This window comes from Streptomyces sp. NPDC045968 (assembly GCF_056430475.1).
In genome coordinates this window covers 1,014,401-1,031,072 of the sequence record NZ_JBWKLF010000001.1, presented here as the reverse complement: position 1 = coordinate 1,031,072, position 16,672 = coordinate 1,014,401, and the positions used below count along the sequence as shown (strand labels likewise).

At 73.4% G+C, this 16,672-nt stretch carries 16 protein-coding genes; 1 reads left to right on the top strand and 15 read right to left on the bottom strand.

Translation table 11 applies throughout. The features are described 5' to 3' along the window. Positions 1 to 23 precede the first annotated feature (23 nt). Genes AC07FA_RS04480 through hisI form a run of 3 tightly spaced genes read right to left on the bottom strand, consistent with a single transcriptional unit; the run spans position 24 to position 2,595 of the window. Positions 24 to 683: a TIGR02234 family membrane protein gene (locus AC07FA_RS04480; protein WP_479073172.1), complete on the bottom strand. Its 660-nt coding sequence runs from the start codon at positions 681 to 683 to the stop codon at positions 24 to 26. A gap of 14 nt (positions 684 to 697) precedes the next feature. Then, positions 698 to 2,191 carry an anthranilate synthase component I gene (locus tag AC07FA_RS04475; protein WP_479073171.1) on the bottom strand — a complete coding sequence of 498 codons (1,494 nt, stop codon included), beginning with the start codon at positions 2,189 to 2,191 and terminating at the stop codon, positions 698 to 700. 11 nt (positions 2,192 to 2,202) lie between these two features. After that, positions 2,203 to 2,595, bottom strand: a complete 393-nt coding sequence (hisI, locus tag AC07FA_RS04470; protein ID WP_479073170.1) for a phosphoribosyl-AMP cyclohydrolase — start codon at positions 2,593 to 2,595, stop codon at positions 2,203 to 2,205. Positions 2,596 to 2,680: 85 nt separating this feature from the next. Between hisI and AC07FA_RS04465 the strand changes: the two genes are divergently transcribed. Beyond that, positions 2,681 to 3,313 (top strand): TIGR03085 family metal-binding protein, encoded by a 633-nt coding sequence (locus AC07FA_RS04465; protein WP_479073169.1) that lies wholly within the window; start codon positions 2,681 to 2,683, stop codon positions 3,311 to 3,313. Positions 3,314 to 3,355: 42 nt separating this feature from the next. Here the strand turns inward: AC07FA_RS04465 and AC07FA_RS04460 are convergent, their stop codons facing one another. The 12 genes from AC07FA_RS04460 to hisD form a co-directional block, all read right to left on the bottom strand. After that, positions 3,356 to 4,930 (bottom strand): sodium/solute symporter, encoded by a 1,575-nt coding sequence (locus AC07FA_RS04460; protein ID WP_479073168.1) that lies wholly within the window; start codon positions 4,928 to 4,930, stop codon positions 3,356 to 3,358. Positions 4,931 to 5,170: 240 nt separating this feature from the next. Continuing rightward, a complete protein-coding gene (locus AC07FA_RS04455; protein WP_479073167.1) occupies positions 5,171 to 6,508 on the bottom strand; it encodes a PucR family transcriptional regulator in 1,338 nt (445 codons plus the stop codon). 209 nt (positions 6,509 to 6,717) lie between these two features. Next, positions 6,718 to 9,525: a helix-turn-helix transcriptional regulator gene (locus tag AC07FA_RS04450; protein WP_479073166.1), complete on the bottom strand. Its 2,808-nt coding sequence runs from the start codon at positions 9,523 to 9,525 to the stop codon at positions 6,718 to 6,720. Positions 9,526 to 9,714: 189 nt separating this feature from the next. Next, a complete protein-coding gene (bdeA, locus tag AC07FA_RS04445) occupies positions 9,715 to 10,647 on the bottom strand; it encodes a bis(hydroxyethyl) terephthalate hydrolase (RefSeq protein WP_479073165.1) in 933 nt (310 codons plus the stop codon). 202 nt (positions 10,648 to 10,849) lie between these two features. Beyond that, positions 10,850 to 11,605: an imidazole glycerol phosphate synthase subunit HisF gene (gene hisF, locus AC07FA_RS04440; RefSeq protein ID WP_479073164.1), complete on the bottom strand. Its 756-nt coding sequence runs from the start codon at positions 11,603 to 11,605 to the stop codon at positions 10,850 to 10,852. Then, positions 11,602 to 12,000, bottom strand: a complete 399-nt coding sequence (locus AC07FA_RS04435) for a RidA family protein (protein WP_479073163.1) — start codon at positions 11,998 to 12,000, stop codon at positions 11,602 to 11,604. Before AC07FA_RS04435 ends, hisF begins: the two co-directional genes overlap by 4 nt. After that, positions 11,997 to 12,722 (bottom strand): bifunctional 1-(5-phosphoribosyl)-5-((5-phosphoribosylamino)methylideneamino)imidazole-4-carboxamide isomerase/phosphoribosylanthranilate isomerase PriA, encoded by a 726-nt coding sequence (gene priA / locus AC07FA_RS04430; RefSeq protein ID WP_383788347.1) that lies wholly within the window; start codon positions 12,720 to 12,722, stop codon positions 11,997 to 11,999. Before priA ends, AC07FA_RS04435 begins: the two co-directional genes overlap by 4 nt. Next, a complete protein-coding gene (gene hisH / locus AC07FA_RS04425) occupies positions 12,722 to 13,363 on the bottom strand; it encodes an imidazole glycerol phosphate synthase subunit HisH (RefSeq protein WP_479073162.1) in 642 nt (213 codons plus the stop codon). Before hisH ends, priA begins: the two co-directional genes overlap by 1 nt. A 9-nt stretch (positions 13,364 to 13,372) precedes the next feature. Next, positions 13,373 to 13,540, bottom strand: a complete 168-nt coding sequence (locus tag AC07FA_RS04420; RefSeq protein WP_479073161.1) for a hypothetical protein — start codon at positions 13,538 to 13,540, stop codon at positions 13,373 to 13,375. Continuing rightward, the gene (gene hisB / locus AC07FA_RS04415) at positions 13,537 to 14,133 is read right to left on the bottom strand and encodes an imidazoleglycerol-phosphate dehydratase HisB (protein WP_479073160.1); all 597 of its coding nucleotides are present in this window, start codon (positions 14,131 to 14,133) and stop codon (positions 13,537 to 13,539) included. The genes AC07FA_RS04420 and hisB overlap by 4 nt, the downstream gene beginning before the upstream one ends. Continuing rightward, complete coding sequence (locus AC07FA_RS04410; RefSeq protein ID WP_479073159.1) at positions 14,130 to 15,272, bottom strand: histidinol-phosphate transaminase; 1,143 nt, start codon at positions 15,270 to 15,272, stop codon at positions 14,130 to 14,132. Before AC07FA_RS04410 ends, hisB begins: the two co-directional genes overlap by 4 nt. Next, positions 15,269 to 16,591 carry a histidinol dehydrogenase gene (gene hisD / locus AC07FA_RS04405; RefSeq protein WP_479073158.1) on the bottom strand — a complete coding sequence of 441 codons (1,323 nt, stop codon included), beginning with the start codon at positions 16,589 to 16,591 and terminating at the stop codon, positions 15,269 to 15,271. The genes AC07FA_RS04410 and hisD overlap by 4 nt, the downstream gene beginning before the upstream one ends. Between the last annotated feature and the right edge of the window lie 81 nt (positions 16,592 to 16,672).

Below are 16,672 nucleotides of genomic sequence, written 5' to 3'. Positions count from 1 at the left end.
GCGGGTAGGACGTGAGCTGGGGGTCATACCTCGCGCGTCGGGTCCTCGCCGCGGTCCAGGGCCTTCCACAGGTCCTCGGGCCGGTCGGGGTCCGGGGCGGCGGGTGCGGCCTTGCGGGGGCGGGGCGTGCCGTCGCGCTCGTACCGTCCCGACATGGTGGGCCAGCGGCTTCCGTAGCGCAGGGCGAGCAGCCCGGCGAGGAGGATCAGCAGGCCGCCGACTGCCGTGACGTACGGCCAGGCGGTGTGGGTGAGTGCGTCGATGGTGGCCGAGGCGTTGCCGGTGGTCTGCGCGGCCTTCTCGTCGAGGGCCTCGCTGTCCGAGGCGCCGAGGCCGGCGCTCAGGCCTGCGCCGAGGCCGCTGAGCGCGAGAAGTCCGGCGACGAGCGCACGGCCGGCGCCGCGGACGGCGAAGACGGCGACGAGCGCGGCCAGCGCGACGATGGCCAGGGCCGCGGGGAGGCCGGTGACGTCCTGGCCGTCGGCCGTCAGCGGCAGGATCCCCCCGCCGACGGCGGCCTCGCCCTTCGCCCACGTCTGTCCGGACGCGAGCAGGACGACGGTCGCGCCTGCCGCACCGAGGAGCAGGGCGGCGGCCAGGCTCCGGCGGCTTCCCGCGCTGTCGGGCGCGGTGGCGGCGGGGACACGGGTCTGGGGTACGGGCACAGCACTCACGCACCCCACTATCCCTTACGCCCTCACGAGGCGTGGAGGCGGTTGGCCGTGTGGACCGCGCGGAGGACCGCGGCGGCCTTGTTACGGCATTCGGTGTCCTCGGCGACCGGGTCGGAATCGGCCACGACGCCCGCTCCGGCCTGGACGTACGCGGTGCCGTCGCGGAGCAGGGCGGTGCGGATGGCGATCGCGGTGTCGGAGTCGCCCGCGAAGTCGAGGTAGCCGACGCAGCCTCCGTACAGACCGCGCCGGGTCGGTTCCAGCTCCTCGATGATCTGCATCGCCCGCGGCTTGGGGGCCCCGGAGAGGGTGCCCGCGGGGAAGCAGGCGGTGAGGACGTCGAACGCGGTGCGGTCATCGGCGACGCGGCCGGTGACGGTGGAGACGATGTGCATCACGTGCGAGTACCGCTCCACGGACATGAAGTCGACGACCTCGACGCTGCCGGGTTCGCAGACCCGTCCCAGGTCGTTGCGGCCGAGGTCGACGAGCATCAGGTGCTCGGCGCGCTCCTTGGGGTCGGCGAGGAGTTCGTCCGCGAGCGCCTGGTCCTCCTGCGGGGTGGCGCCGCGGTGCCGGGTGCCCGCGATGGGGTGGACCATCGCGCGCCCGTCCTCGACCTTGACGAGCGCTTCCGGGCTGGAGCCGACGACGTCGAAGCCGTCGAAGCGGAAGAGGTACATGTACGGCGAGGGGTTGGTGGCGCGCAGCACCCGGTAGACGTCCAGGGCGCTCGCCGTGCACGGGGTCTCGAAGCGCTGGGAGGGGACCACCTGGAAGGCTTCGCCGGCCCTGATGCGTTCCTTGATGTCGTCGACCGCGTCCTGGTAGGCCGGGCCGCCCCACAGGGCGGTGTACGGCGGCAGCTCGGAGGGCGGCAGCGCGGCGGGGGCGTTCTCGACCGGGCGGCGCAGGTCCTGCTCCATGGCGTCGAGCCTGGCCACGGCGTCCGTGTACGCCTCGTCGGCACCGGTCTGCAGGTCGTTGTGGTTGATCGCGTTGGCGATCAGCAGGACCGTGCCGTCCCAGTGGTCGAGGACGGCGAGGTCCGAGGTGAGCAGCATGGTGAGCTCGGGGAGCTTCAGGTCGTCGCCGCCGTGCTCCTCGATCCGCTCCAGCCTGCGCACGACGTCGTAACCGAGGTAGCCGACCATGCCACCGGTGAACGGCGGCAGTTTCTCGTCGACGGCCACGTCGCGGGCGGTGTGCAGGGTCTCGATGGTGGCGCGCAGGGCGTGCAGCGGGTCCCCGTCGGTGGGGACTCCGACGGGCGGGGTGCCGAGCCAGTGGGCCTGCCCGTCGCGGGCGGTCAGGGTGGCGGCGCTGCGGACGCCGATGAAGGAGTAGCGGGACCAGGTCCGGCCGTTCTCCGCCGATTCGAGGAGGAAGGTGCCGGTGCGTTCGGCCGCGAGCTTGCGGTAGAGCCCGACCGGCGTGTCGCCGTCCGCGAGGAGCCGGCGGCTGACGGGGATGACGCGCCGGTCGACGGCCAGCTTGCGGAAGGTCTCAAGATCCATGGCCGGTGACCTTACTGGGCGAGGGGGAGGACGTCGGCGTCGAAACAGGTGCGGTCGCCCGTGTGGCAGGCGGCGCCCGTCTGATCCACCCGGACGAGGACGGTGTCGGCGTCGCAGTCGAGGGCGACGGACTTGACCTGCTGGACGTGGCCGGAGGTGTCGCCCTTCACCCAGTACTCCTGGCGGCTGCGGGACCAGTAGGTGCAGCGGCCCGTGGTGAGGGTGCGGTGCAGCGCCTCGTCGTCCATCCAGCCGAGCATCAGCACCTCGCCCGTGTCGTACTGCTGGGCGATGGCCGGGACCAGTCCGTCGGCGCCGCGCTTGAGGCGGGCGGCGATGGCGGGGTCGAGGCTGCTGGCGGGTGTGCCGGGCGACGGCGTACCGGGCGTGGGCGTGCTGGTCATGTGCCCCATTGTGCCGTGACGCGGAGGCCTGTTTGGGCGTGCGTCCACTGGGCGGACCGCTGGACACGGTCGTACGCTGGCGGACATGTCGACCCATGCGAAGCGTGAACGTCTACTCCTGGCCGACCTGTTGGAGACGGCGGGTTCCGATGCGCCGACGCTCTGCGACGGCTGGCGAACCCGTGACCTGGCCGCCCATGTGGTGGTGCGCGAGCGCCGCCCGGACGCGGCGGGCGGAACGGTGCTGGCGGCGCTGAAGAACCGGCTGGAACGGGTGCAGGCCGAATTCGCCGCGAAGCCGTACGAGGAGCTGATCCAGCTCATCCGTACGGGTCCCCCGCGGCTGTCCCCGTTCGGCCTCAAGCAGCTGGACGAGGCGGCCAACACGGTCGAGTTCTATGTGCACGCCGAGGACGTGCGCCGCGCCCAGCCCGACTGGACGCCGCGCGAGGTGGACCCGGTCTTCGCCGACGTGCTGTGGTCGCGCATGGAGCGGACGGCCCGGCTGCTGGGCCGCCGGTCCCCCGTCGGACTGGTGCTGCGCCGCCCGGACGGCCAGACGGCGGTGGCCCGCAAGGGGTCCCCGGTGGTGACGGTCACCGGGGAGCCGGGCGAGCTGCTGATGTTCGTGTTCGGGCGCCAGGAGACGGCGAAGGTGGGGCTGGAGGGCGACGAGGACGTGGTGGCCCGGCTGCAGCTGTCGCAGCTCGGCATGTAGGGCCGGGCCGCCTCGGGGCGGCCCTGGTTCGTCGCGCGACTTCTAGCGCGCGAAGAACGCTGTGCGGTTCCGGCGGGCGACCGGTTCCGGCCTGCGCGAGCCCAGCAGGCCCAGGAGGAAGCCCGCGGGGATCGTCACCAGGCCCGGGGTCTGGAGCGGGAACCAGTGGAAGTCCCGCTCCGGGAAGAGCGCGACGGGCGTCCCGGAGACGGCGGGCGACAGTGTCATCAGGACGAGGATCAGCGGCAGCGTCCCGTACACGGTCCAGCGCACCCCGCGGGCGGTGAAGTCCGGCCGGAAGAGGGCGTACAGCAGCACGGGCGGCAGGATCGAGGCCGCGGCGGCGAAGGAGAGGGAGAGCAGCACCTGCGGGTTGCGGTCCTGGGTGTACGTGGAGGCCAGGACCGCGAGCGCGCCGATGGCGACGACGGTCCAGCGGGCCCGGCGGATCTCCCTGCGGGACGCCTTTCCCGCGCCCTGGGCGCCGGACCCCGCGGCGAAGTCGCGGGCGAGGGACGAGGCGGCGGCCAGGGTGATGCCGGCGACGGCGGCCAGGGTGGTGGCGAAGACCGCGCAGGCGACGAGCGCGAACAGCGGGCTGTGCCGGGGGCCGTCCGCGCCCGGGTCGAGGGCGCCGGTGACCAGGAGCAGGGCGGTGTTGCCCGCCGGGTCGGCGGCGCGCAGGATGCCCTGGCCGAGCAGGGCCGAGGCGCCGAGCCCGACCACGACGATCCCGGCACACAGGAGGGCGACCGGGCCCACGGACCAGACGGTGGCGCGGCGCGCGGTGTAGGCGTCCCGCAGCGGATACAGCCGCATCATGATGTGCGGCATGCAGGCGGCGCCGAGGACGAGGGTGCACTGGAAGCCGATGAGGTCGAGGCCGCCCACGAGCCCGTGGCCGAACTGGAGCCCCGGGAGCGCGTAGGCGCCGCCCTGCCCGCTGCCGCTCCGCGCGGCCTCGAAGAGGGCGAACGGGGACCAGCCGTACCGGGCGAGTACGAGCCCCGCGAGCAGGGTGACGGCGGCCAGGACGACGCCGACCTTGAGGATCTGGATGTAGCCGGTGCCGCGCATGCCGCCGAACGCCGAGTAGCAGACCATCAGGGCGCCGCTGGCGACGGTGCAGCCGGTGAGCGCGCCGTCCGGCAGTCCGAACATCGCGGTCATGACGCGTCCCGCCGTGGTGAGTTGCACCAGCAGGAGGGGCACGAGGACGACGAGGGTGGTGACGCCGAGCGCCCGGCGCACGGAGCGGTCGCCGAGCCGGTCGGCCAGGAAGTCACCGAGGGTGAACACGCCCTTGCGGCGCATCCGTTCGGCGAGTACGCGCATGACGAGGACCAGGGAGGCGACGGTGGCCAGGGCGAACAGCACGCCGTCGAATCCGGCGAGCGCGACGGAGCCGGTGGTGGAGAGCAGGGTGGCGGCGGAGATGTAGTCCCCGGCGATGGCGAGCCCACCGCCCACGGGTCCGAGGGCCGCGCCGCCGCCCGCGTAGAAGTGCTCGGGGTCGTCCTGGTCGGCGGCGGCCAGACCGCACAGGAGGAGGGACACGGCGACGAACCCGAGAAAGATGACGACGGCGAGGGACCGCGCGTCGACCGCGCCGCTCATCGGTGGGCCTCCGGGGCCGGAGGGGGTGGCGTTGAGGAAGACATGCCGGTTACGCCACCAGGTGGCCGGGGCGGGGTACAGCGGCCGGCGCGGGGTGGGGGCGGGGGGACAGCGGGCCGGGGGGAGGTCTGTGCGGGGGCACAGATCCGGGGGCGGGGCCGCCGCTGTGACCCCGGTCGCCGGACGGGCTTGGTCTGCAAGCCCGTCCGGCGATCGAGGACGAACGCGGCCCCCTGGCCCTCAGGTGCCGAGCAGGCGCCGGGCCGCCAGCGCCAGGGACACTTCCACCGCGTCGGACGGGCGGGTCAGGCACCGGCCCGTCAGCTGCTCGAAGCGCCGCAGGCGGTTGAGCACCGTGTTGCGGTGGCAGTACAGCCGCGCCCCCGCCCGTTGCGCCGACCCGTCGGAGTCGAGCCAGGCGGTGAGCGTCTCGATCAGTACGTCGCGGTCCGCCGGGTCGAGGCGGTCGAGCGGGCCCAGCACCCGGGCGGCCAGTGCGTTGCCGAGGCCCGGTGACGAGACGACGAGCGCGGTCGGCAGATGCTCGTCGAGCAGGACGACACCGCCCGCCGCGGGGCAGGCCCGCAGCGCGGTCTCGGCGAGCCGGCGGGCCTCACCGAGCGCGGCCAGTCCGCCGACCACGGAGCTGATCCCGACCCGGGCCCCCGGCGCCGCCACCAACTCCGCGGCGACCGAGGCGAGTTCCTCCTGTCCGGGCGGGGCGGCGCCCTCGCTCGCCGCCTGGCCCTGGTCCCCGGCCTCCGCGGCGGCGGGCCCCGCGGTCAGTGCCAGAATCGCGAACTCCGCTTCCTGGCCGGGGTGCCAGAGCGCGTCCGTGCCCTCGGGCAGCGTCACGGGCTGCTCCCCCGCTCCGTGCGGCGCGCGGCGGGCGGCGGCGACCGCGAGCACCGCGTACCGGCCGTCGACCGGCAGCCCGAGCATCGCCGCGGCATCCGGCAGGTCCGCGATCCGGGCCGTGCCGTCGAGCAGGGCGGCCGTCATCAGACGCTGCTGGTTCTCGCGCCGCCAGACCAGCCGGCGCTCGGCCTGCCGGTAGGCGTCCGCCACCACGGCGCAGTGCTCGTCGACGAAGTTCCAGACGTCGGCGGCGACATGGACGAGCAGCCGGATGTCCTCGGGATGCCTGCGCGCGGTCTCGTCGACCAGGTCCTGCCAGACCATCGCGCCGCCCATCCGGAAGGCGTGCAGCACCGCGTCGAGCGGGACGCCCTGCTTGGCGCGGGCCTCGCCGATCCACCGGGAGGTCCGGTGGGCGGCCTCCCGGAACTCGCGGGGCTGGATCAGCGAACCGACGTTGTGCCGCAGCGAGTGGTGCACCTCCTGCCAGACCTCGGCCGGTTCGTTCTCGATGGCCGCGCGGTAGGCCGGCTCCTGCTCCCTGAGGGCCTCGACGAGCCGGTCCGTCAGCTCGGGCAGGCCCGCGATCAGCACCCGGGCGGCCCGGTGCAGTACGGCGACGGCCTCGCGGTCGGCCAGCGAACGGAAGCGGTGCGGCAACGGCGCTACGGGGGGCGGTCCGTGCAGCGCCCTGATCCGTGAACGTACGACCTGTGGCATGGCGGCCTCCACCGGGAATCGGCCGGCTCGTGGACAGACCGGCTCCGGTGCACCCGGTCCGGCCTTGGGCACGAGCACACCGAATGATCCTGACGCCCGCAGAATGGCATACCGCCCAGTCGGTACCTAGGGGTCTGCGGCGTTCTTATCATCACGGTCCTGCAACCTCCCGGTCACACACCCGCGCGCCCGGCCCGGAACCACGGTCCCTACGGGCGGCCCAGCAGCCTGGCGAGCTCGGTCCGGGACCTGACGCCCAGGGCGGCGAAGACGTTGCGCAGATGGTGATCGACCGTCCGGGGACTCACCGAGAGACGTACCGCCACCTCCCGGTTCGTGGCGCCCTCCGCGACGTACCGGGCGATCCGCTGCTGCTGCGGGGTGAGCCCGGCGAGCGGCGTGGGGCCGGTCGCCTCCGGCACGTCGACCGCCTCCCCGGCCGCGCGGAGCTCTCCGGCCGCGCGGTCGGCCCAGGAGCGGGCGGAGCAGCGTTCGAACGCGACGAGGGCGTCGCGCAGGGGCCCCCGGGCGGCGCGGGTCTGCCGGCGGCGCCGCAGCCACTGGCCGTGGAGGAGCTGGGTACGGGCGCGTTCGAAGTCGCCGCCCGCCCGGTCGTGGTGGGCCATGGCCTCCTCGTAGCGGGCGGCGGCCTCCTCCGGGGGCGCCAGCAGGGCCCGGCAGCGCGCGAGTTGGGCGGGGGCCAGCGGGTCGGTGGTGCGTTCGGTCCACCGGGCGAACTCCTCGACGGCCGCAGTGAGGCCGTCCGGCGCCTCGTCCGCGCGGCCCGAGAGCACGGCCGCCTCGATGTAGCAGGGCACGGCCAGCATCCGGGTGGCGAAGTGGCCGCGCCGGGGGCCGGGGCCGACGAGGGGTGCGAGCCGGGCCGCCGCCTCGCCCGGCCGCCCCGCGGCCAGGTCGGCGCGGGCGACGGCCCAGGTGGCGAGCGTCGCCGCCTGGACGAGGCCGTGGGGCCCGGCGCCGGCCAGGGCGGCGTCGCAGTGGGCGGCACACGCCTCGGCGGGCCCCTCCACGGAGGCGGCGAGCGCCAGTACGGCGTGCAGATGGGCGGAGGCGTTGGGCTGCCCGGTACGGCGGGCGGCGTGCAGGCCCTCCAGGGCGTGCGCGCGGGCTCTGGCGTGCCGGCCGGCCCGCAGTTCGGCGTAGGCGAGGTGCTCCAGCGCCTGAGGCAGCAGCGCTTCGGGCCCGCGGGTGCGGACGGCGGCGAGCGTGCGGGCGCCGGCCCGGCAGGCGTCCTCGACCTCGCCCAGAACCAGGGCCGAGGCCCCCGCCCGCAGCAGGGCGGCCGGGTCCTCGGTGCCTTCGGCGGAGTCGAGACAGCCCCGGAGGAGAGCGTGGCCCTCGGCGGTGCGTCCGCCGAGCACGGCGCACATTCCGGCGCGGTAGTGGGCCACGCCCCGGTCGTGCGGGGAGTCGGGAATCCTGGTCATGGCGTCCAGGTAGGCGACGGCGTCCCCCATCGCCCAGGCGGCCTCGGCCGCGCCGAACAGGGCGTCGAGGGTGCGGCGCGGATCGTGCGCGGCGAGGAGCGAGGCCGCGGCGACGAGGGTTGCCCGGGCGTCGGCGGCCGGTCCGTCGCGCAGGGCGAGCATGCCGCGTACGTAGGCGGCGAGCCCTCCGGCGGTAGGGGTGCCGCTTCCTCGGGCCGCACCGTACGAGGAGGGGCCGCCGGCCGCCGGGTGAGCGCCGGTGCGGGCCAGCAGGGCACGGGAGCGGGCCGCGTCGCCCGCGAGCCGGGCGTGCTCGGCCGCGGCGGCGAACCGGGTGGCGCGCAAGGTGTCGTCGGTGGAGAGCCCGGCGGACCGGGCGAGTGCGGCGGACCGCTCGGCGTGCGGGCGGGGTGCGACGGCCGCCGCCGCCAGTTGTCCGGCGAGCGCCGCGTCGGGGCCCGGCGCGGCGCAGGCCCGCTGGACGAGCGGGGGCAGCGGCGGCGCGCAGGGACCCGTCAGCAGGGTGGCGAGCAGTTCGTGCACCGCGCGGCGCCTGGCCGGGGACGCGCGGTGCAGGACGGCCCGGCGCAGCAGCGGGTGGCTGAAGTGCAGTCGGCTGCCCGTGCGTTGGAGGATGCCCGTGATCCCGGCGGAGCCCAGGAGCACGTGGTCCAGGAAGCCGGGGGCGAGCCCGGCCCCGGCGCCCGCCCGCATCAGCAGGGCGGCGTCCGCTCCCGCGCCGTCGGGTTCGTGTTCCTGGGCCGCCGCGGCCAGCAGGAGAAGGGTCCGGGTGTCCGGCGCGAGGGCGTCGAGGTGCGCCGCGTGGGAGTCGAGGACGCTTTCACCGCCGGGCAGCGGATAGGGCAGCGCGGTGCGCCCGGCCAGTTGGTCGGGGGTGAGGCGGCCGGCGAGTCCGGTGAGCATGCCCGGGTTGCCCGCGGCTTCCCGCAGCAGTTCGCTCCGTACGACCGGGTCGACGCCGCCGCCCCCGTCGGTGAGCCGGTCGAGCAGGGCGGCCGCGGCATCGTCGTCCAGCGGGCCGAGCCGGAGCGCGGGCAGCCCCGCGAAACTGGTCTCGTCCTCGGCGCCGAGGACCACGGCGACCCTGCCGCCCGCGCCGAGCCTGCGGGCCGCGAAGCCGAGCGCGGCCCGCGAGTCGGGGTCCCAGGCGTGCGCGTCGTCGACGCAGACCAGCAGCGGCCGTTGGGCGCCGAGGCCCCTCAGCAGGCCGAGCAGGCCGCCCGGGGTGATGCCGGAGCGCAGTACCCGGTCGGCCTGTGCGGGCAGGACGCCGGGCGCCGAGCAGAGCAGGGCGTGCAGCCCGCTGTAGGGCAGGCGTTGCTCGGCGGGCGCCCCCGTCGCGTACAGCACCGGCCCCCGCTCGTACGCGCGATGAGTGTCGGCCGTCGCCCGCAGGAGTGCGGTACGGCCGGTGCCGGGCGGCGCGGTCAGTACGAGCGCGCCGCCGTCACCCGCCCGCAGCCGACTCAACAGCCCGTCCAGGATGGCGAGTTCACCGCTGCGGCCGTACAGCCGGAGCGGACTGTGCACGGTCGTGGATGAGGTCACGCCGTCACGTTACTTCCGCGTAAACAACCTCGGAAGGCAGGCATCCGGATGCTCCGCCGGGACGGCCCGGTGCGGGGCAGCCTCCCAACGGGAGGTGCCGGGCGCTGTGCGGCGGCACAGCATCGGCCGGGTGGCGGCTATACGGAAGGGGCCGGACCGGGCGCACCGGTCCGGCCCCTTCCCCACGCTCTAGGAGGTGTGCGGGCACGTGCCCCGGTACTCGGCGATCGTCAGGCTCGCCTGCGGCAGTGGGCAGAGGAACTGCTCGTACCGGGTGTCGTTGTCGATGAACCGCTTCAGCCACGAGATGCTGTACTTCGCGATCGTGGTGTTGGAGGAGTTCGGCGTGAAGTGCGTGGCGCCGCGCAGCTCCAGGTACGCCTTGTCGAGCGTGCTGGGCAGCGAGGTGTAGAACGGCTCGGAGTGCGTGCCGACCGACGCCACGGTGTCACCGTCCGCGCCGACCACCAGGGTGGGTGTCCGCACCTCCGGCCAGGTCTTGTCGGTGTTCCAGCCGGTCAGCGGGATCGCCGCTTTCAGCGAGGTACGGTCCTTGGCGGCCTCCAGCGTGCCGCCGCCGCCCATGGAGTGACCCATCACGCCGAGCCGGGAGCTGTCGATCCGGGTGCGGACCGAGCTCTGCTGGGTCAGGTAGTCCAGCGCGGCCAGGAGCTGGTCGCCACGGCTGGCGGGCTGGTCCAGCGTGGAGTTGGTGTCGATGGTGAAGACGACGAAGCCCTGGGAGGCGAGCCGCGGTCCGAGCCAGGCCATGCTGGACTGGTAGGCGGTGAAGCCGGGTGCGATGGCGACCGCGCCGAAGGTGCCGTCCGCGGTGGACGTCGGGTAGTAGATGGTGCCGCCGCCGAAGCCGCTCACCAGCGAGGAGACCGAGGTCTCCGAGACGGCGTACGTGCCGCGGCTCGCCTCGATGCTCGACACGGTCGGCGCGGGGCCGCGCTGGTAGGGGTTGTCGGCGGCCTGGGCACCGGCGGGGATCAGCGCGGTGAACAGGCCGGCGGTGGCGGCGGCGCTGGCCAGCAGGGTTCTGAGAGTGCGGGTGCGGCCCGTGGACATCCGGTGCCGGCGCGGGGAGGCGCCGCCAAAGGGGAGGAGCTGGTGCACGAGGGGGGTCCTCTCGGTCGTGGCGCAGCCACACCGTGCTCGGGGACCGAGAACCTCGCCCAAGGCTTCGGGGTGCACCGCGTGGCTGCCGCCGTTGTTCGTTGGCGGTCGCCACTTTCGCGGTGCACCCCGTGCGCGCACATCGGTGAGATCACCGGTCTTCGCGACCGGCACCCTCCGGGCCTCGTGTGTGCACCAGACCTCAGCGGACCGGGTGACCGGCTTCCCGGAGGGTGTCCTTCACCTCGGAGATCCGCAGGTCACCGAAGTGGAAGACGGACGCGGCGAGCACCGCGTCGGCACCCGCCTCGATGGCCGGCGCGAAGTCCGCGAGCCGGCCCGCGCCGCCGGAGGCGATGACCGGGACCGTGACGTGCGCGCGTACGGCCGCGATCATCTCGGTGTCGTAGCCGTCCTTCGTGCCGTCCGCGTCCATCGAGTTGAGCAGGATCTCGCCCGCGCCGAGCTCGGCGGCCCGGTGCGCCCACTCGACGGCGTCGATACCGGTGCCCTTGCGGCCACCGTGGGTCGTCACCTCGAACGTCCCCGCGGGGGTGCGCCGGGCGTCGACCGAGAGCACGAGGACCTGGCGTCCGAAGCGTTCGGCGATCTCGCGGATCAGGTCGGGCCGGGCGATGGCCGCCGTGTTGACGCCGACCTTGTCGGCGCCGGCGCGCAGCAGTTTGTCGACGTCGTCGGGGGTGCGGACACCGCCGCCGACCGTGAGCGGGATGAAGACCTGCTCGGCGGTGCGGCGCACCACGTCGTAGGTGGTCTCCCGGTCGCCGCTGGACGCGGTGATGTCGAGGAAGGTCAGCTCGTCGGCGCCCTCGGCGTCGTACAGCTTCGCCATCTCGACGGGGTCACCCGCGTCGCGCAGATTCTGGAAGTTGACACCCTTGACGACCCGGCCGTTGTCGACGTCCAGGCAGGGAATGACTCGGACCGCGAGGCTCACTTCGTACCTGCCCTGAATGCTTCGACCTCGACCTCGACGACCAGGCTCGGGTCGACGAACCCGGACACGATGATCATCGAGGCGGCGGGCCGTACGTCGTCGAACAGTTCCTTGTGCGCGCGGCCCACGTCCTCGACGTCCCGCGCGTGCGTGATGTACATCCGGGTACGGACGACGTCCTCGCGGCCGAGGCCGAGCTCCTTCAGCGCCTCGAAGGCGACGTCGAAAGAGGTCCTGGTCTGCTCGTACGGGCTGCCCGCCGAGATCTCGCCCTTGACCACCGACGTGCAGCCGGCGACCAGGACGAGTCCGTTGGGCAGTTCCACGGCGCGGGAGTAGCCGAACCTGTCCTCCCAGGGGGCGCCGGTGGAGAGGCGGCGTACGGAGTCCGTCATGCGGAGACCGCCTTCAGCGCCTCTTCCAGGGTGAACGCCTTCGCGTACAGCGCCTTGCCGACGATCGCGCCCTCGACGCCTTCCGCGACGAGCGAGGAGATCGCCCGCAGGTCGTCCAGCGAGGAGACGCCGCCGGAGGCCACGACGGGCTTGTCGGTGGCGGCGCAGACGTTCTTGAGCAGTTCCAGGTTGGGGCCCTGGAGCGTGCCGTCCTTGGCGATGTCGGTGACGACGTAGCGGGCGCAGCCCTCGGAGTCGAGGCGGGCGAGCGTCTCGTAGAGGTCTCCGCCGTCGCGGGTCCAGCCGCGGCCGCGGAGGGTGGTGCCGCGGACGTCGAGACCGACGGCGATCTTGTCGCCGTGCTCGGCGATCACCTTGGCGACCCATTCCGGGGTCTCCAGGGCGGCGGTGCCGAGGTTGACGCGGGTGCAGCCGGTGGCGAGGGCGGCGGCGAGCGAGGCGTCGTCGCGGATCCCGCCGGAGAGCTCCACCTTGATGTCCATGGAGCGGGCGACCTCGGCGATCTGCGCCCGGTTGTCACCGGTGCCGAAGGCGGCGTCCAGGTCCACGAGGTGCAGCCACTCGGCGCCCGCCCGCTGCCAGGTGAGGGCGGCCTGCAACGGGTCGCCGTACGAGGTCTCGGAGCCGGACTCGCCGTGGACGAGGCGGACGGCCTGCCCGTCGCGGACGTCGACGGCGGGGAGCAGTTCAAGCTTCGGCATTACAGCGTCTCGATCCAGTTGGTCAGCAGCTGGGCGCCGGCATCGCCGGACTTCTCGGGGTGGAACTGGGTGGCCCACAGCGCGCCGTTCTCCACGGCCGCCACGAAGCGCTCGCCGTGCGTGGACCAGGTGACCCTGGGGGCACGGATCTTGGCGTTGGTGACTTCGAGGGACCAGTCGTGCGCCGCGTACGAGTGCACGAAGTAGTACCGGGCGTCGGCGTCCAGACCGGCGAAGAGCTGGGAGTCCTCGGGGGCCTCCACGGTGTTCCAGCCCATGTGCGGGACGACGTCGGCCCTGAGCGGACCGACAGTGCCGGGCCACTCGTCCAGCCCTTCCGTCTCCACGCCGTGCTCGATGCCGCGCTCGAACAGGATCTGCATGCCGACGCAGATGCCCATGACGGGGCGCCCGCCGGCCAGCCTGCGGCCGATGACCCATTCGCCGCGGGCCTTCTTCAGGCCCTCCATGCAGGCGGAGAACGCTCCGACGCCGGGCACCAGCAGCCCGTCGGCGTTCATCGCCGTGTCGAAGTCGCGGGTGATCTCGACGTCCGCGCCGACATGGGCGAGTGCCCGCTCGGCGGAACGTACGTTGCCGAAGCCGTAGTCGAAGACGACGACCTTCTTCTTGTCACTCACAGCCGTTCCTCAGTCCCAGAGTCCCTGAATCCGCAGGATGCCCGCGAGCAGGCACATCACGGAGCCGATCCCGAGCAGGACGACGACGCCCTTGGGCATGTCCTGTTTCGAGAAGGAGTAGACGCCGCCGGCCAGGAAGAGGCCGACGACGATCAGAATCGTATTGAGCCCGGTCACAGCGCGCCCTTCGTGGAGGGAAGGATTCCGGCGGCGCGCGTGTCGCGCTCGGAGGCGTATCGCAGGGCGCGGGCCAGCGCCTTGAACTGGCACTCCACGATGTGGTGGGCGTTGCGCCCGTACGGCACGTGGACGTGCAGGGCGATCTGCGCCTGGGCGACGAAGGACTCCAGGATGTGCCGGGTCATCGTCGTGTCGTACTCGCCGATCATCGGCGCCATCTTCTCGGGCTCGGTGTGCACCAGGTACGGCCGGCCGGAGAGGTCGACGGTGACCTGGGCGAGCGACTCGTCCAGCGGGACGGTGCAGTTGCCGAAGCGGTAGATGCCGACCTTGTCGCCGAGGGCCTGCTTGAAGGCGGCGCCGAGCGCGAGGGCGGTGTCCTCGATGGTGTGGTGCGAGTCGATGTGCAGGTCGCCCTCGGTCTTGACCGTGAGGTCGAAGAGTCCGTGGCGGCCGAGCTGGTCGAGCATGTGGTCGTAGAAGCCGACCCCCGTCGACACATCGACTTTTCCGGTGCCGTCGAGGTTGATCTCGACGAGCACGGACGTTTCCTTCGTGGTGCGTTCCACGCGGCCTACGCGGGGGTTCATGCCTCGTGCTCCTTCTTGGCGTTCTCAGTGACAAGCGTGCGCGCCGCATCGAGGAACGCGTCGTTCTCGGCCGGGGTCCCCGCGGAGACCCGCAGCCATCCCGGTACGCCGTTGTCCCGGACCAGGACGCCCCGGTCGAGGATCTGCTGCCAGGCGGTGTGACTGTCGGCGAAGCGGCCGAACTGGACGAAGTTGGCGTCCGAGTCGGTCACGTCGAAGCCGAGTGCGCGCAGCTCGTCGACGATCCGGTCGCGCTCGCCCTTGAGCTGCGCGACGTACCCCAGCAGCGTATCGGTGTGTTCCAGGGCGGCGAGCGCGGTGGCCTGGGTGATGGAGGACAGGTGGTACGGCAGCCGCACCAGCTGTACGGCGTCGACGACGGCCGGGTCCGCGGCGAGGTAGCCGAGGCGCAGTCCGGCGGCGCCGAACGCCTTCGACATGGTGCGCGAGAGCACCAGGTGCGGGCGCCCCTCGATCAGCGGGAGCAGCGAGGGGTGGTGGCTGAACTCCCCGTACGCCTCGTCGACGACGACCATCGACGGCTTGGCCGCCTGCGCCGCCTCGTACAGCGCGAGGACGGTTTCGGCGTCGACCGCGGTACCGGTGGGGTTGTTGGGCGAGGTGATGAACACGACGTCCGGCCGCCGCTCGGCGATGGTCGCGCGGGCCGCCGCGACATCGATGGTGAAGTCCTCGTTGCGCGGTCCGGAGATCCACCCCGTGCCGGTGCCGCGCGAGATGAGTGCGTGCATCGAGTACGAGGGTTCGAAACCGATCGCCGTGCGCCCCGGGCCGCCGAAGGTCTGCAGCAGCTGCTGGAGCACCTCGTTGGACCCGTTGGCCGCCCAGACGTTGGCGAAGCCGACCTCGTGCCCGGCGGTGCGGGTGAGGTAGCGGGCCAGTTCGGTACGGAGTTCGACGGCGTCCCGGTCGGGGTAGCGGTTGAGGTCGCGGGCGGCCTCGCGGACCCGCTCGGCGATCCGGTCGACCAGCGCCTCGGGGAGCGGGTACGGATTCTCGTTGGTGTTCAGGCGTACGGGTACGTCGAGCTGTGGCGCCCCGTAGGGGGACTGGCCGCGGAGCTCCTCGCGGAGGGGAAGCGCGTCCCAGGGGTTGCGGGTGGTGCTGCCGTCTGTCACGCCTGCGGAACCTTCCAGCCGAACCTGGCCTTGAGCGCGGCGCCGTGTGCCGGGAGGTCCTCGGCCTCGGCGAGGGTCACGACGTGGTGCGTGACCTCGGCGAGGGCGTCGCGCGTGTAGTCGACGATGTGGATGCCGCGCAGGAAGGACTGCACGGACAGGCCCGAGGAGTGGCAGGCGCAGCCGCCGGTGGGCAGGACGTGGTTGGAGCCCGCGCAGTAGTCCCCGAGGGAGACCGGCGACCACGGGCCGACGAAGACCGCGCCGGCGTTGCGGACCCGGGCCGCCACGGCGGCGGCGTCCGCGGTCTGGATCTCCAGGTGCTCGGCGGCGTAGGCGTCGACGACCTTCAGGCCGTCCTCCAGGTCGTTGACCAGGACGATCGCGGACTGGCGGCCGGCCAGGGCGGGCTCGATGCGGTCCGTGACGTGCTTGGTGGCCGCGATCTGCGGGACCAGCTCGGCCTCGGTGGCGGCGGCCAGCTCCTCGGAGTCGGTGACGAGGACGGCGGCGGCCATGGGGTCGTGCTCGGCCTGGCTGATCAGGTCGGCGGCGACGTGCACCGGGTCTGCGGTGGAGTCGGCGAGGATCGCGATCTCGGTCGGGCCGGCTTCGGCGTCGATGCCGATGCGGCCCTTGAGGAGGCGCTTGGCCGCGGCGACGTAGATGTTGCCGGGACCTGTGACGAGGTTCACGGGCCGGCAGTCGGCCGTCCCGTACGCGAACATCGCGATGGCCTGGGCGCCGCCCGCCGCGTACACCTCGTCGACGCCGAGGAGGGCGCAGGCGGCGAGGATGGTGGGGTGCGGCAGCCCGCCGAACTCCTTCTGCGGCGGCGAGGAGACAGCGACGCCCTCGACGCCCGCCTCCTGGGCCGGTACGACGTTCATGACGACGGACGACGGATAGACGGAGCGCCCGCCCGGTACGTACAGCCCGACGCGGTCGACGGGCACCCACTTCTCGGTGACCGTGCCGCCCGGGACGACCTGGGTGGTGTGCGTGGTGCGGCGCTGCTCGCGGTGGACGAGCCGGGCGCGGCGGATCGACTCCTCCAGCGCGGCGCGTACGGCGGGGTCGAGCTGCTCCAGCGCCTCGGTGAGGGCCGCGGCCGGGACCCGGATCGAGTCGAGGCGTACGCCGTCGAATTTCTCCCCCCACTCGATCACTGCCGCGGAGCCACGATGGCGTACGTCCTCGCAGATGGGCCGCACCGTTTCCAGGGCGGCTTCCACGTCGAACTCGGCACGGGGCAGCAGGTCGCGCAGGTCGCCGCCCTCGGGGAGGGCAGTACCGCGCAGATCGATTCGAGAGATCACCCCCCAATTCTCGCAGACCGCTTCCGGCGCCCGGACGTCCGTATCACTGGCTGATACATGTCCCGGCTGTCACTGCTGACT